Source organism: Alcanivorax sp. (assembly GCF_014762765.1).
Classification (GTDB): Bacteria; Pseudomonadota; Gammaproteobacteria; order Pseudomonadales; family Alcanivoracaceae; genus Alcanivorax.
In genome coordinates this window covers 20,765-36,173 of the sequence record NZ_JABURH010000070.1, presented here as the reverse complement: position 1 = coordinate 36,173, position 15,409 = coordinate 20,765, and the positions used below count along the sequence as shown (strand labels likewise).

The following is a 15,409-nucleotide window of genomic DNA, read 5'->3' as shown; positions in this document are numbered from 1 at the left end:
CCCGCGGGGCACAGAGAGCTCCTACATCCAATATTTGCCCGGTCGTGTTACGTGCAGGCGTTATCATGAGCAAACCCCAGAAACCCTTGATGTATTCCGGCTTCCACGCGGTTGAAGCCCTGTTGCGGCATCGCCCTGAGGCGGTGTTGGAGCTGTTCGTGCAGGACAGCCGTGCGGAACGGGAGGAGCCGCGGCTGGCGGCCATGATCCAGTCCGCCCGGGATTTCGGTATCGCGGTGCAGCGCGCCCGTCGGGAAGTCCTGGAAAAACACGCCGGTCCTCAGCATCAGGGCATTGTGGCCCGGGCAAGGCCGCGTAAACCGGGTGATGAAAGCGGTCTGCTGAAGTGGCTGGACGGTAAACCCGCGCGGCCCTGGCTACTGATTCTGGAGAACGTGACAGACCCTCATAACCTGGGGGCCTGCCTGCGCAGTGCCGATGCGGCTGGCGTGGATGCGGTGATCGTACCGCGTCGCAACGCCGCCGGGCTCACCCCGGTGGCCTGCCGCACAGCGGTGGGGGCGGCAGAGAGTCTGGCCTATTACGAAGTGGGCAATCTGGCCAGCCTGCTGGATCAGCTTCGTGAGAGAGGTGTCTGGGTGGTAGGCACCGCGCTCGAGGAGCGCAGCGAGTCCTTGTTTACGTTCCAGGCCCCGGATGCCCTGGCCGTCGTGATGGGGGCGGAAGGCGCCGGCCTGAAGCGGCTGACCCGGGACAAGTGCGACCAGCTACTGGAAATTCCCATGGCTGGCGAAGTGCAGAGCCTGAATGTGTCCGTGGCGACGGGGGTGATGTTGTTCCATGTGCGGGCGCAAAGAAGAGCAATTGACAGTTGATAGTTGATAATTGATAGCTCGCGCTCTGGGCTGATCTGATTCTTCAACGTAAGAGGCCGCGCTCATTGTCTGGGCGCGGCCTCTTACGTTGAAGAATCGATGGCGCTGCCCCGCGCCGTTGTCAATTATCAACTATCAATTATCAACTGCCTTTCACCGCAGTTCGGCCTGGTTGACGACGGTTTGCCGCTCCAGGGTGGGCAGTGGCAGTTGGGGGCGGCGGGCGGAGAGTTCCCGCTGGATGCGCACGTTGTCCTCCAGCAGTATCTCCGGGATCTCCTTGTCATGGTTGTCCGGCAAGATGCCCGGGGCGCTCAGGGCCTTGTCGGCCAGTTGCTGGCCGGGCAGTGGCGCCAATGGAAAACTGACATGGGTGGTACGGTTGAAACGGATCGGTTCCCGGTATTTGGGCTGTACATAGCCGTGGGCATTGCGCACGGCGGTATCCAGATCCTCCGGGCCGGTGACATGGTGCCAGTCGTTGGGTGTGCTGGGCCGGGGCGGGGTAATGGACTCACCGCGGGACAGCCTGGCGGTCAGGCGAGTTTTGCGTTGCTGCCAGGCCAGCAAGTCGGTGACGAACTGGTCCTGACGGCGGTAGTTCTGGATGTCCGGGCGTGGCCCCAGGGCCTGCTCAAGAGCCTGCTGCTGACCTTGGCTCAGCCCGTTGTCACCGGCCGCCGACGTGGCCGCTGGCAACATCGGGCCCAGCAGGGCAAGAAAGGCAATAAAGCGGATCAGGGTCATGATGTGCTCCGGGGCTCCTCTCCTTCGTGTCTCCGGCGGCGCTAGGGGGAACTGTCGCAGTCGCTGCTCAAACAGCTTTCCACTTCAATGATGCCAGTGGTCAGCACAGGCTCATTGTTCAGATCCAGATAGAGCATCAGGTTGCCGTTGCGGGATATCTCGACGATGGCATTGGGATTGCTGGCCAGCAGGGTGGCCAGGTCTGCCTTGCGCTCTTCGTTAAACAGGTTTCGGTAAAGCTGTTCGGTGAGCAGATTTCTGGCGTCACCGCCGTCGTTCAGTCCGTCCAGTTGCATGCCGACAATGGTCATGGGCAGCACCAGGGGGGTGTCGGAGCCAGCATTGCCGAGCAGGGTACGGATATGCTCCCCGGACAGGGAGTTGCCGGGCAGGGCGGGCAGGCCGAAGCTCTGCGAGGTGGAGCGGTTGTACCAGGTTCGGTTGCGCTGGTAGTCAATGGGGCTCAGGCGCTCGGTGCGGGCCAGGGCGCTGTCCAGGGTTTCCGGCTGATCAATCACGGTGGGGTCGCTGCTGGCCACCGGCTCCGGCTGATAATCCTGGGGGCAGGCTGCCTGATGGGCTGCCTGATCGCGATTGGCCTGCTTGTACTGCATGACCTGCAGCAGGAAGTCCGAGTAATCCGGGTAATCTTCCAGTGCCGGTTTGTCCGGTACGATCACTGGGCTGCCACAGGGCGGCGGGGCCGATTCCCGCGCAGACAGGGGGCTCAGCATGCAGATGCTGCACAGGCCGAGGGCCAGAGCTCTGAGTTTCATGGTCGTATCCCGTTCTTGTTGTTTTCCCCTTTTATTTCAGGGATTTAGGGTTAACGACGCTTCTTGTAAGCGTTTGTAGCGTTTTGTTTCTACTGAGGATACGTCCGTCTTTGCCGGATGGCAACGGATATACCTTGAGGAGGGGGCGTGCTATGGGATAGAATCGCGCGCTTCCTGCGTCCGACAGGGATTAACTGTCGGGCAGGTCTCCTTGCTTCACCGTCACGCCTATGCGGATGGGAAGCTGAATTGATGCCGTGAGGTATCGCAACCGTAAGGAGCTAATATGCGTCATTACGAAGTTGTGTTCCTGGTTCATCCGGACCAGAGCGAACAGGTGCCGGCCATGATCGAGCGTTACAGCGCGATCGTGACTGATGGTAAGGGCACTATCCACCGTCTTGAAGATTGGGGCCGTCGTCAGCTGGCGTACCCGATCAACAAGATCCACAAAGCCCACTACGTGATGCTGAACATCGAATGTGACGGCGAAACCCTGGGCGAGCTGGAAAACACTTTCCGCTTTAACGATGCCGTAATCCGTCACCTCGTAATTCGTTGCGACAAGGCGGCCACCGAGCCGTCCCCGCTAGCCAAGAATGACGAGAAGGAGGGGGCTGCCAGCTGATTTTGGAAAGCAATCGCTGCGAACTCACCGGTGTGATCGTCACTTTGGAAAAAGTGGCACTGACGCCGGCAGGGGTGCCGCGCCAACGCCTTTGGCTGGAGCATCGCTCCCGACAACTGGAAGATGGCCATCCCCGTGAAGTCCAGGCCCGCATTGCCGTAATACTGGCAGGCGGGATGACCCGACAGGCCCAGGGCCTGAGAGAGGGTCAGCGCATCAAGGTTACCGGTTGCCTGAGTCGTGCCGGTTACAAAGGTGACGCCCGGGACCGTTTGCAACTGATTGCCCAGACGCTGGACACCCTCAACCAGGATTAAACAGGAGATTATCCAATGGCCCGTTTTTATCGCCGCCGCAAGTTCTGCCGCTTTACCGCGGAAGGTGTTGAGTACATCGATTACAAAGATCTCGACACCCTGAAAGCCTACATCACCGAAACCGGCAAAATCGTGCCCAGCCGTATCACCGGCACCAAGGCACGCTACCAGCGTCAGCTGGCCTCTGCGATCAAGCAGGCCCGCTTTCTGGCGCTGCTGCCGTACACTGACAGCCACGACAATTAAGCCGAGGGGACCATCATGCAAGTGATCCTGCTGGAAACGATCAAGAACCTGGGCGACCTGGGTGCTGTGGTGGATGTACGTTCCGGTTACGGCCGTAACTTCCTGATCCCGCAAGGCAAAGCCCTGCCGGCCACCAAAAACAACCTGGCCGAAGTAGAGCAGCGTCGCGCCGAGCTCGAGAAGCACGCCGCCGAGCAGCTGGCTGCTGCCCAGGAACGTGGTGAAAAACTGAACGAAGCCAGCGTAACCGTGACCTCCAAGGCCGGTGACGAAGGCAAACTGTTCGGTTCCGTGGGTACCCGCGACATCGCCGAAGCCATTACCGCCGCCACTGGCGTGGAAGTGGAAAAATCGGAAGTGAAGCTGCCCCACGGTGCGCTGCGTAACACCGGTGAGTACGAAATCGACGTGGTTCTCCACGCTGATGTGACCGTGACCATCAAGCTGGCTGTGGTTCCTGCCGAGTAATCGACAGTTGACCGACAACCGGTTTGCCCCTTGCGGGGCGCGGTGACAGAATCAGGGCATTGTCCGCAAGGACAGTGCCCTTTTTCGTTTAGTTACAAGTTGAAAGTTCAAAGTTGAAACGCGAGCCAATCCGGTCACAATTTCAGGGTTGCTGGCCGTGTGCAGGACGTTGGCACAGAGAGAAGCATAGAATGGAGCTCTGCGTCCCCGATTGCGTTGGGACTTTTAACTTTCAACTTTCTCCTCTTATGTTGGTTGCCCCATGAACGAACCGCTGTCTCTGGATAAACATCTGCCGGAAAACCTCCGGATTCCCCCCAATTCCCTTGAGGCGGAACAGGCCATCCTCGGTGGGCTGCTTCTCAATAACAGTGCCTGGGATGATGTGGCGGAACGCGTGGGTGCCCGTGATTTCTACCGCAAGACCCATCGGCAGATTTTTGAGGTTATTGCGCAGCTGGTTGAGGAGGAGAATCCCTGTGACCTGGTCACCGTATCCCAGGCTCTGACCCAGTTGGGGCAGCTGGAGGGTATTGGTGGCATGACCTATCTGTCTGAGCTGGCACGCAATACACCCAGTGCGGCGAATATTACCGCTTACGCAGAAATTGTTCGCGAGCGCAGCATTCTTCGCCAGTTGATCAGTGTGTCCCAGAATGTGGCGGACAATGCCTTCAAGCCGGAAGGACGCAAGTCCCTGGAAATCCTTGACCTGGCAGAATCCGCGATTTTCGAGATTGCCGAGCAGCAGAAGAAAGGCTCGGGGCCGCAGGACATCAAATCCGTCCTCAAGAAAACCGTGGACCGCATTGATGAGCTCTACAAGAACAAGAGCGCTATTACCGGGGTGACCACCGGCTTTGACGAACTGGATAAAATGACCGGTGGCTTGCAGCCCTCCGACATGATCGTGATTGCCGGCCGGCCCTCCATGGGTAAGACCACCTTTGCCATGAATCTGTGCGAGAACGTGGCGATCAAGGCCGGCAAGCCGGTGCTGGTCTTCTCCATGGAGATGCCTGCCGATTCCATTGTCATGCGTATGCTGGCTTCCCTGGGACGCATTAACCAGACATCTATCCGATCCGGTCAGTTGGAAAAGGATGACTGGCCCCGCATTACTTCCGCCATTCACATGCTCAGTGAGCAAAAATTCTTTATCGACGACACGCCGGCGCTCAGTCCCCTGGAAATGCGTGCCCGTGCCCGTCGGGTTGCCCGCGAATGCGGCGGTGAGCTTGGCGCCATCATGGTGGATTACCTGCAGCTGATGCAGGTGCCGGGGGTCGATAACCGGGTCAATGAAATTTCAGAGATTTCCCGCTCCCTGAAAGGGCTTGCCAAGGAATTAAGCTGTCCGGTGCTGGCTCTTTCCCAGCTGAACCGTTCTCTTGAACAACGCCCCAATAAGCGCCCGGTGATGTCCGACTTGCGTGAGTCAGGGGCGATTGAACAGGATGCTGACTTGATCGCGTTCTTGTACCGGGATGAGGTTTACAACAAGGACAGTAACGAAAAAGGTGTGGCGGAAGTGATTATCGGCAAACAGCGTAACGGGCCTATCGGCACGGTACGTCTTGCCTTCCAGGGGCAGTTCTCCCGGTTCGATGATCTGGCACCTGAATACTATGCTCAGCTGGCCTCCATGGACGAGTAACGGCCTTGCATGATGCAGAGACTGGAAGAGACGACAAGGAGAGCAGAGTGCTGACCTGGTCTGCCCCCTGCGGGAGTCTGTCCTGATGAGAGGAACCCGAGTAGAGATCCGCTGCGCAGCACTGACGCACAATGCTCGACGTGCCAGGGCTCTGGCGGAGAGTGCCCAGGTGTTTGCCATGGTCAAGGCTGATGGCTATGGCCATGGAATGACGCTGGCGGCAGACGCCATGGCAGGGGAGGTGGACGGTTTCGGCGTGGCGGTCCTGGAAGAGGCCCGGGCCCTGCGCGAACATGGGGTCAGTGCACCGATTCTGGTAGCGGAAGGTTTTTTCGATCGGGATGAGCTTGAGCAGGCCCGGGAACTGTCGTTGGAAGTGGTAGTTCACTCCTCATGGCAGGTGGGGCTGTTGCTGGAGCACCCTGGCCCGCTACGCATCTGGCTGAAACTGAATACCGGTATGAACCGGCTGGGATTGCGCCCGGATATTGCTCTGGAAGCTGCCGGTCAGCTTGCTGCCGCCGGGATGAAGCCGATGGGAGTGATGAGCCATTTCGCCTGTGCTGATGAAGCCAGCGATGGTCGCAGTAACACCCAGCTGCGCCTGGCTGATGAGGTTGCTGATGCCCTCGACCTGCCTCTCTCTGCCGCTAATTCAGCCGCTCTGATTCGTTATCCCAATGCCCGGGCCCAGCGGGTGCGGCCGGGTATCATGCTATATGGATCGTCGCCGTTCGATTGGCAAAGCGCGGCGGAACTGGATCTGGCGGTGAGCCACCGTTTCAGTGCCCGCCTGATTGCCATTAACGAGGTTCAGCCTGGCGACACTGTGGGCTATGGCGCCACCTGGACCGCCCCGCGCCCCGGTCGCATTGGCGTGGTAGCCGCCGGCTATGGCGACGGCTACCCGCGCCACGCCCCCAGTGGTACCCCCGCCGCCGTCAATGGCCAGCCCACGATATTGGTGGGGCGAGTATCCATGGATATGCTGACCATCGATCTGAATGGCATCCAGGCTGACATCGGCGATGAGGTAGAACTATGGGGGGACCATGTGGACGTGGACAAGGTTGCTCGCGCCTGTGGCACCATCAGCTATGAATTGTTCTGTCAGATCACCGGTCGGCCGGAACGCGTCATCGTTTGATTCGACGTCGCTGTAGGAGCACCTCTTGAGGTGTTATTCGCTGCGCTCACCCCTTTGGGGCGGCACTCCGTGCGCTACTCCGCTGCGCTACGTTCCTGCAGCGGCTCCGTAGCTACGCCTGCACAAGAAGGAATTGTTTTGGCCAAGAAAAAAACCGCTTTTGTCTGCACCGATTGTGGTGCTGATTTCCCCAAGTGGCAGGGGCAATGCCCTGCCTGTGGTACCTGGAATACCCTGCAGGAATTCGTCCATGACCCGGCCACGCCCATGTCCAAGGGGGCGGGCAGTCGTGGCGGCTTTTCCGGGCAGTTGTCCGAGGTACAGAATCTGGGTGAGATCGTGCTGGCGGAAACGCCGCGCATCAGTTCCAGCATGGGTGAGCTGGACCGGGTGCTGGGCGGAGGTTTGGTGCCGGGCTCGGCGATCCTGATTGGCGGGCACCCCGGTGCCGGTAAATCGACCTTATTGCTGCAAACCTTGTGCAAGCTGGCGGCTACCCAGAAGTGCCTTTATATCACCGGTGAAGAGTCACTTTCTCAGGTGGCCATGCGTGCTGACCGACTCAAGCTGCCCAAGGAACAGCTGCGGCTGGCGGCGGAAACCGATGTGGAGCAAATCCTGGATCTGGCTCGCAAGGAGCAGCCTCGGGTGCTGGTGGTTGATTCCATCCAGGTCATGTTCCTGGCCGCCTTGCAGTCTGCCCCTGGCAGTGTGGCCCAGGTGCGCGAATGTGCTGCCGCGCTCACCCGTTTTGCCAAGCAGACCGGCACCGTGCTGTTGCTGGTGGGCCATGTCACCAAGGATGGCACCCTGGCTGGCCCCAAGGTGCTGGAGCATATGATCGACTGCTCACTGATGCTGGAAGGCTCCACGGATTCCCGTTTCCGCACCCTGCGCGGGCTGAAGAATCGTTTTGGCGCAGTGAATGAGCTGGGCGTGTTTGCCATGACCGGCGAAGGGCTGAAAGAGGTCAAGAACCCCTCCGCCATCTTCCTTAACCGGGCAGACGAGATTGCATCGGGCTCCCTGGTGACGGTGGTCTGGGAGGGCACTCGTCCCTTGCTGGTGGAACTGCAGGCGCTGGTGGATGCCTCCCACTTCGGTAACCCGCGCCGGGTGTGTGTGGGCCTGGAGGCAAATCGTCTCGCCATGCTACTGGCGGTGCTGCATCGCCATGGTGGCATCCAGGTAGGGGATCAGGATGTATTCATGAACGTGGTGGGCGGCGTCAAGGTCACTGAAACCGCCGCCGACCTGGCCCAGGTGCTGGCCATCGTCTCCAGCTTCCGCGACCGGGCTCTGGGCCGGGAGCTGGTGGTGTTCGGTGAAGTGGGTCTGTCCGGCGAAATTCGCCCCGTGCCCCAGGGCCAGGAGCGGCTCTACGAAGCGGTCAAACACGGCTTCAAGAAAGCCATTGTCCCCAAGGCAAACCTTCCACGACAACTACCGGAAGGGGTGGAGGTGATCGGGGTCAGTACGGTGGCGCAGGCGCTGGAATACCTTTAGTTAATTGAGAATGGATAATTGATAACTCGCGATGCGGGGTTATCTTTTCTGAAATTTATGAGGCCGCGCCCATGCTTTGGGCGCGGCCTCATAGGTTTAGGTCGTGAGAGCTCTTCTCGCGACGTTATCAATTATCCATTCTCAACTATCAATTGCATTTCACGGGTGTAGCGTCACCCGATCCCCCTGCGCCCAGCACCAGGCATCGATGATGTCGTAGAACAGGCTGACGGCATTGACCATTACGATGGCCACGGTGAACGCCCATTGGCTTGGGGTCATGAAGTCGTCGCCCCAGACGCCGGCGAGTTGGCCGAGCAGTCCCAGCTCCAGAGGGATCCAGGCGAGCAGGTGAACCAGAGACATGTCCTTGTTCATGCCGCCGTGGTGCCACATGAGCGACAGGTTGACCGCCAGTACCAGCAGCAGGGCCAGGGCCGTGGCCTGGCCGCTGAAGCTGTCCAGTAATAACAAACTGGCGCCGTTCAGAGGCATCAGGATCAGCAGCACCCAGCCCTGCAGCCACAGGGGAAGGTTACGAAAGGAATGCCAGATGCCCAGCAGGCGGTGCGAAGCGGTGTTGCCTTCCATGACTCAGCTCCCGTTGGTTTATTGGTTCAGTGACCAGTCATAATCCAGAAACTGAATCTTCAGCTGTTCCGCGTCCAGTGCTTTTCGGTGGCTGGCGGGTATCTCCAGCGTATCCGCATACTGCAGAAGGTAATGGTGCAGGCTGCCGGCGGCATCCACAAAATCCTCCTCATACCAGTCGAAGATCTTCGATACTTCCAGGCGTGCCGGATTCTCATTGAAGTGATTGCGCTGCCGGTCGGAAAGAAAGCGGCGGGTGCTGTCGGCCAGCTGTTGCTCCAGCGTCTCTCCGCGGTAGGCTTCCGGCCGCAATGCCGGGCAGCCCACGGAGGCGCAATTCACCGCAAAATGGATACGCGGATCCATCAGCGCCGGATTGCCGCGAATCATTTCATGCTCCACTTCGTCCAGGGTGCGTTCTTTGCCCAGCAGGGCAAAAAAGCGCTGGTCCCAGGGGCCGGAGAAGAAGGAGCCGATATCGCGGATGGAGTCGGGCAGGGAGTCCTGGCGCAGGATCAGGTCGATGGTGAAGGCATTATAGGCGTTGATCAGAAAAGCCAGTTGCTCGTCACCACTCCATTTGCCGAAGTCGTCTGCAGAAACTGACGACAATGCCTCAAGGTAGCGGTTCAGTGCTTTCCGATCCGTTTGGAAACCACGGTAATTGACAACGGTAGTGACGCCATTGCGTTGCCATTGCACATTATCAGCAAGTAATGCATCCCAGCGCTGGTGATCAAAGGCCATCAGCGGAGAGCACAGCAGCAACAGTAGCGGGATCAGCAAACGGACAGTCATTACAGCTCCAGTCGGTTATCCATGAACGATACCGGTTTGAGTGTGTGCATGCCGTGATGTTACAGCGCTTTCGCCGCGGTGTCGGGAATGTGGCTGAGCACGTTGGTGTCGGCTTAGGGATCAAGCCGCGTAGCGACCCCTTTCCTGCGTCGCCGGGCGCGAAGCCGCAACTGCCGCTTCTGCCACCACAGGTAGCTGCCAGTGATGAACAGCAGCAACGGAGCAATGCCACTCAACAGCACCAGAAATCGTCCCGGCAGGCCCAGGGCATCGCCATTGTGCAGAGGGAATTGCCAGCTCATTACCTGGCTGCCGGCGGCCACGTTCAGGACATCCCAGGCCGCCAGAATCTCGCCGCTGTATGCATCCACCCAGACGCTGCTGGCACCGAAATCCGACCAGGGTTCGCCGGGTTGGTTGAAGGCCAGCCGGTAGCTGCCATCGGGGCCATCGGGCAAGTACAGACGCTTTAACTCGGCTTCCGCAAACACGGTGCGTGCGGCTGCCACCGCCTGGTCCGCGTCGAGCATCGGCAGGTCGCTGGGCCGTGATTTTGGAGTCGGGCGCTCTTCCATGGGGAGCAAGGCGCTCACCAGGGTCGATACCTGCTGACTGAACACCAGACTCACACCGGAGAAGGCGATCACCAGCAACACCGGCAGCAGGTAGATCCCCACCACGTTATGCAGATCAAAATGAAAGCGGAACCGGCCCGCATGGCGCTGCAGGGTCAGTGCCCGTTTCCACTTGCCGGGCTTCGGCCACCACAGGTAGAGGCCGGTCAGACAGAAACCGAGCAGGCACAGGCCCAGCACGCCCACCACGATCTTGCCGGTGGCCCCGGCCAGCAGGGTGTAATGCAGCCGATAGATCCAGGTCACCGGGTAGTTGCCCCAGATACGGTCGGCCAGAATCTCGCCACTATAAGGGGAGACGCTAATCTGCCGTGGTCCCGGTGAGCCTTCCGGAGAAGGGAAGCGCAGTGTGTGTGGGCTGCCCGGTTGACGAGCCAGGTCGATCCGTTGCGGACTGGCATCGGGGATGGCGGCATCCGCGCGGGCAATGATGTCTGCCAACGGCAGTGGTGTGCCGACGTCACTGACCAGTCCCGGTGTCAGCTGTTCGTCCAGTACATCGTGAAACACCAGCAGGCTGCCGGTCAGGCCGCTGACAACCAACAGTAGCCCGGCGATCAGGCCGGTATATTTGTGCAGCGAAAAAAGCAGTTGGCGCATGGACAGGAATGCTCAAGAAAGAAAACCGGGCAGCGCTGTGGCGGCCCGGTGCAGGACGATGAAATCTGCGTCAGAAATCCAGATTGTAGCCCAGGGTAATAGTGCGGCCTCTACCCTTGAAGTTCTGATCGTCGCGGTCGGTGGCGGTCTGCGAGAAGTAGGTGAAGTAGTCCTCGTTAAGCAGGTTGTCGATGCCTGCGGTGATCTGGCCCTTGGGCAACTGGTAGCCCAGAGACAGGTCCACCAGCTGGTAGGCGGAAAAATCCTTGTGGTCTTCAAAGTCCTTGTTGAAGTAGTGGCGGGCCTGCAGCTGGGAGTTGAGCTTGCCGGTCCAGTTGGCCTGCCAGCGCAGGGCGACACTGTCCGGTGAGATGTTGCGACCGTCCAGGCGGGTATCCACGCTGCCGTCTTCGTCGCTGTCGAACTTGCCGCTGATATGGGCATAGCTGGCGTTCAGGTGGTGCTGTGTGTTGATCTGCCAGCCGGCTTCGGCTTCGATGCCCTGGATCTCGGTGCGCTCGCGTTTCACATCAAAGGTGCCACCGTTGTTTTCCAGTCGCTGACCCAGATCGGAATCGGAGCTGAAGTGGCTGAGCTGGAAGTGAGTGCTGTCACCGTTCAGGCGGACACCGATTTCGGTGTTGTCGGTGACAATGGGCTGCAGGTTGAGAAAGTCATCGACCCGCTGGTTGTCCTGGTTGATGCCACGCAGTACCCGGCCCACATCCGGCATGCCGAAGCCTTCGGCGTAGTTGGCAAACAGCTGGGCGTGTTCGGTGGCCTGAAAGACCACACCGAAGTTGGTCAGAGTTTCATCAAAACTGGGGCTGCCGCCTTCCACCTGTTTGCTGCCATAGGAGGCCAGGGTGGTGAAGTCGTCCACGTTCAGTTTGGCGTATTCGTAGCGGATTCCGGCCTGCAGGGTCAGTTGCTGCAGGGGCTGTACTTCCGCCTGGAGGAAGGGGGCGATATTGCGGAAACGGGTTTCCGGCACCCACTCGCGACCGGTCTGGGCCAGTACCTGGCTGGTCTCGTCCTGGAGAACGTCCAGGCCGGTGGTGAGCTTGAGTTTGTTGTCCAGCAGGCCGGCCCGGTTCAGGGTCAGTTTGCCGCCCACCTTGTCGGATTCGTTCTGGGACTGGTCGAAGATTTTGTCTTCATCATTTAGCCCCTGAGTAAACTGGAAAGTATCAAAGGTGCCGCCGCCGTAACGGGCGCGGAAGCGCTGGGTGTAGAGCTGCGCGGTGAACTGATTGCCCGCCAAGTTGCTATGGTGATACTTCAGGCCGGTGGTCAGCACTTCGTTCTGCGGCGCGTCGCCTTCCGGGTTACCGCGGCGGGATTTGGTGGAAATACCCTTTTTCCAGTCCCCTTCAACGGCAACGTAGTCGTAATTGCCTTCCAGCTGGAAACGGTTAACGCTCAGTTCGATGTTCTGCTCGTCGCTGATCCAGTAGCCCAGTTTCAGGAAAATATCGTGGCTACGCGAATCCATGATGTCGCCCTGGGTGCCGTCCACGCCGATGGTGCGGTCATCCGCATCATAGAACATGCCCCGGTCGATATAGCTCAGCCCCAGCAGGTAATCCCAGTCGCCTTTGATGCCGTCCACCCGGTAGTCCACCTTGTAGCTGTGGCTGTCGGGCAGGGTGTCATCGGTGGGGGCGGTGAACTGGACGCCCACATGCTGGTTCAGGGTGCCGTCTTCCGGGCGACGGGTAACGAAGTTGATGATGCCACCGGTGGCGCCCAGGCCATGCTCGGCGCTGGCCCCGTGAATCACCTCGATGCGCTCCACCATGGACAGGTCAATGGTGTAGCCGTCCCGGGAACCGTCGCGTAACGGGTTGGACTGGGGAATCCCGTCAATCAGGAACAGCGGGTTGCGACCCCGGAAGGTTTCACCGGCATTGCTCAGCTTCTGGCGGCTGGGGGTATAGCCCGGAATCAGGTTGCTCAGCACCTGGGACTGGTCCGAGCTCGTGCGCAGTTGCTGCTCGATCTGGTCCCGGTTGATCACGGTGATCTTTTGCGGTGTCTTGCCTTCGGTGCTGTTGGCACGGGTGGCGGATACGGTGATTTCACCCAGTTGGTGGGCATCCTCGGCCATGGCCAGGGGCGCGCAGGTCAGGGTCAGCAGGGAAACAGGCAAGCCAAAACGGCACAAACGGGGCACGGCGCTCTCCTCGATAATCTGTATCGAATGTAAATGCGCCGTGCACGTTAGTGTTGATGAGAATGATTGTCAATTGAAAATTGATTCAGCGCCGCCAATCATGAAAGCGCTCTACCCAGCGCAGCACGCCTTCGGGCTTGTGGGCCTTCTTCCATTCGCCGGCGGCAAACTTGTTGGCTTCCGCCATGGTCGGGTAGATGTGGATGGTGCCAAGGATCTTGTTCAGGCCCAGACCATGTTTCATTGCCAGCACATACTCGGCGATCAGCTCGCCGGCATGCTGGCCGACAATGGTGACACCGAGAATTCGGTCGCTGCCACTGGCGGTGATCACTTTCACGTAGCCTTCGTCGGCACTGTCGGCAATGGCCCGGTCCAGATCGTCAATGCCGTACCGGGTAACCTCGTAGTCGATGCCTTGCGCATCCGCTTCCTGCTCGTTGAGTCCCACCCGGGCCACCTCCGGGGAGGTAAAGGTGCACCAGGGGATGACACGGTAATCCACCTTGAAGGATTTCAGGAAGCCAAACAGCGCGTTGACTGAGGCATACCAGGCCTGGTGGGCGGCGGTGTGGGTAAACTGATAAGGGCCAGCCACATCGCCGCAGGCATAGATATTCGGATAGCGGCTTTGCAGCAGCTCGTTGGTCTGAATGGTGCCGTCCGGATCGGTGGGTAGTGCAAGAGTCTCCAGACCGAGATTGTCAGTATTGGCCTGCCGGCCTACGGCCACCAGCACGGCATCGAAGGGCAGTGCTTTTTCTTCGCCTTCGTGCTCCACATGCAGGTATTTCTCTCCGGCCTCGTTACTGAAACGAATGGCATTGTGCCCGGTGAGCACCTGTACGCCACTGTCCTCCAGAGATTGCTTCACCAGCTGACAGGCCTCTGGATCTTCCCGCACCATCAGACGCGGCTGTCTTTGCACCTGGGTGACCTGACTGCCCAGCCGGGCAAAGGTCTGCGCCAGCTCGCAGCCGATGGGGCCGCCTCCCAGTACCAGCAGTCGTTCGGGTTGTTTATCCAGCTTCCAGAGATTGTCGGAGGTGAGAATGTCCATGTCCTCAATGCCGGGAATGGGTGGCACAAAGGGGCGGGCACCGGAGGCAATAATGATGCTGCGTGCGGTGAGGGTTTCCACCTGGTCACCGTTACGGATTTCCACTTCCCAGGGTGACAGGAAGCGGGCTTCCCCCTGGCGGCAGTCCACGCCCAGGTCGGTGTAGCGTTCTACAGAATCATGGGGTTCGATTTTTGCGATGGCCCTGTGTACCCGCGCCATCAGTTTGCTGAACTGGAACTGGCTGTTGATGCTATCGAAACCATATTTTTCCGCTTGTTTGTCATGGAAGGCCACGCTGGCGCTCTTGATCAACGCCTTGGACGGCACGCAGCCGGTGTTGAGGCAATCACCGCCCATCTTGTGCTTTTCGATCAGAGTGACTTTGGCTTTCACCATGGCGGCAATATAGGCGCTCACCAAGCCTGCGGAACCGGCGCCGATGACGATCAGGTTGCGGTCAAAGTGTTTGGGTTTCTTCCAGCCCTGATAGACCTTGCGGGCCTGCAGGCGAGCCATGATGCCTTTGGCAATCCACGGGAAGATGCCCAGCAATACAAAGGCGCCGATCAGTTCCGGTGACAGCAATCCGCTGGCGCTCTCTATTTGCCCCAGTTGCGTGCCCGCCAGTACATAGACGGCGGTGCCCGCCAGCATGCCCACCTGGCTGACAAAGTAAAAAGTGCGGACCTTGATGGGAGTCAGGCCCATCACCAGGTTGATGACAAAAAACGGAAAGGCAGGTACCAGACGCAGGGTAAAGAGATAGAAGGCCCCGTCTTTTCTGACACCTTCGTTGAGTTTTTTCAGACGATCGCCGAAGCGTTGCTGCACCGTATCGTGAAACAGAAACCGGGAAGCGAGAAAGGCCAGGGTGGCCCCCATGGATGACGCAAAAGACACCAACAGCAAAGCGACCCAAAACCCAAACAGGGCGCCGGCGGCCAGTGTCATGATGGCGGCACCGGGCAGGCTCAGGGCGGTAACCACCACATACATGATGAAGAAACCGCCAAGAATCAGTGCCGGGTTTTCCTGGTAAAGAGCATCAAAAGAGGCTTGTTGATTCTTGATGTAATCCAGGCTCAGGTATTGGCCAAGATCGAAAAAAAAGTAGCTGGCGATCAGGATGGCAAAGACCGCCAGCAGGATGAGTTTGCGAACATTCATGGGTGAGTCCTTGCCGGGTTAACCCTGGAAAATCCAGGGTTGGTCGATCAG

General features: G+C 59.2%; 15 protein-coding genes. 8 read left to right on the top strand and 7 right to left on the bottom strand.

Annotation, left to right across the window (positions count from 1 at the left end):
- Positions 1-65 precede the first annotated feature (65 nt).
- Complete coding sequence (gene rlmB / locus HUJ17_RS02975; protein ID WP_290509279.1) at positions 66-836, top strand: 23S rRNA (guanosine(2251)-2'-O)-methyltransferase RlmB; 771 nt, start codon at positions 66-68, stop codon at positions 834-836.
- Between the two features lie 153 nt (positions 837-989).
- Here the strand turns inward: rlmB and HUJ17_RS02970 are convergent, their stop codons facing one another.
- Both HUJ17_RS02970 and HUJ17_RS02965 read right to left on the bottom strand, forming a co-directional pair.
- Positions 990-1,583, bottom strand: coding sequence for a hypothetical protein (locus HUJ17_RS02970; protein WP_290509278.1), 594 nt, complete (start codon positions 1,581-1,583; stop codon positions 990-992).
- 41 nt (positions 1,584-1,624) lie between these two features.
- Positions 1,625-2,359 (bottom strand): hypothetical protein, encoded by a 735-nt coding sequence (locus HUJ17_RS02965; RefSeq protein WP_290509277.1) that lies wholly within the window; start codon positions 2,357-2,359, stop codon positions 1,625-1,627.
- Positions 2,360-2,645: 286 nt separating this feature from the next.
- On the opposite strand from HUJ17_RS02965, the gene rpsF reads away from it, so the two are divergent.
- The 7 genes from rpsF to radA all read left to right on the top strand — a co-directional run bounded on the left by rpsF (position 2,646) and on the right by radA (position 8,328).
- A complete protein-coding gene (gene rpsF, locus HUJ17_RS02960) occupies positions 2,646-2,987 on the top strand; it encodes a 30S ribosomal protein S6 (protein ID WP_290509276.1) in 342 nt (113 codons plus the stop codon).
- A 2-nt stretch (positions 2,988-2,989) separates the two neighbouring features.
- Positions 2,990-3,304: a primosomal replication protein N gene (gene priB, locus HUJ17_RS02955; RefSeq protein ID WP_290509275.1), complete on the top strand. Its 315-nt coding sequence runs from the start codon at positions 2,990-2,992 to the stop codon at positions 3,302-3,304.
- 15 nt (positions 3,305-3,319) lie between these two features.
- Positions 3,320-3,550 (top strand): 30S ribosomal protein S18, encoded by a 231-nt coding sequence (gene rpsR, locus HUJ17_RS02950; protein ID WP_035245006.1) that lies wholly within the window; start codon positions 3,320-3,322, stop codon positions 3,548-3,550.
- Positions 3,551-3,565: 15 nt separating this feature from the next.
- A complete protein-coding gene (gene rplI, locus HUJ17_RS02945) occupies positions 3,566-4,018 on the top strand; it encodes a 50S ribosomal protein L9 (protein ID WP_290509274.1) in 453 nt (150 codons plus the stop codon).
- A gap of 262 nt (positions 4,019-4,280) precedes the next feature.
- Positions 4,281-5,675, top strand: a complete 1,395-nt coding sequence (gene dnaB / locus HUJ17_RS02940; protein ID WP_290509273.1) for a replicative DNA helicase — start codon at positions 4,281-4,283, stop codon at positions 5,673-5,675.
- Between the two features lie 85 nt (positions 5,676-5,760).
- Positions 5,761-6,822 carry an alanine racemase gene (gene alr, locus HUJ17_RS02935; RefSeq protein ID WP_290509272.1) on the top strand — a complete coding sequence of 354 codons (1,062 nt, stop codon included), beginning with the start codon at positions 5,761-5,763 and terminating at the stop codon, positions 6,820-6,822.
- Between the two features lie 138 nt (positions 6,823-6,960).
- Positions 6,961-8,328: a DNA repair protein RadA gene (gene radA, locus HUJ17_RS02930; RefSeq protein ID WP_290509271.1), complete on the top strand. Its 1,368-nt coding sequence runs from the start codon at positions 6,961-6,963 to the stop codon at positions 8,326-8,328.
- Between the two features lie 159 nt (positions 8,329-8,487).
- On the opposite strand, the gene HUJ17_RS02925 is transcribed toward radA, so the two are convergent.
- The 5 genes from HUJ17_RS02925 to HUJ17_RS02905 form a co-directional block, all read right to left on the bottom strand.
- Complete coding sequence (locus HUJ17_RS02925) at positions 8,488-8,919, bottom strand: hypothetical protein (protein WP_290509270.1); 432 nt, start codon at positions 8,917-8,919, stop codon at positions 8,488-8,490.
- Positions 8,920-8,937: 18 nt separating this feature from the next.
- Positions 8,938-9,717: a DUF547 domain-containing protein gene (locus HUJ17_RS02920; protein WP_290509269.1), complete on the bottom strand. Its 780-nt coding sequence runs from the start codon at positions 9,715-9,717 to the stop codon at positions 8,938-8,940.
- 113 nt (positions 9,718-9,830) lie between these two features.
- Positions 9,831-10,952 carry a PepSY-associated TM helix domain-containing protein gene (locus HUJ17_RS02915; protein ID WP_290509268.1) on the bottom strand — a complete coding sequence of 374 codons (1,122 nt, stop codon included), beginning with the start codon at positions 10,950-10,952 and terminating at the stop codon, positions 9,831-9,833.
- A gap of 70 nt (positions 10,953-11,022) precedes the next feature.
- Positions 11,023-13,128, bottom strand: a complete 2,106-nt coding sequence (locus HUJ17_RS02910) for a TonB-dependent receptor (RefSeq protein ID WP_290509267.1) — start codon at positions 13,126-13,128, stop codon at positions 11,023-11,025.
- A gap of 85 nt (positions 13,129-13,213) precedes the next feature.
- Entirely contained in the window at positions 13,214-15,358 is a 2,145-nt protein-coding gene (locus HUJ17_RS02905; RefSeq protein ID WP_290509266.1) for an FAD-dependent oxidoreductase, read from the bottom strand.
- Between the last annotated feature and the right edge of the window lie 51 nt (positions 15,359-15,409).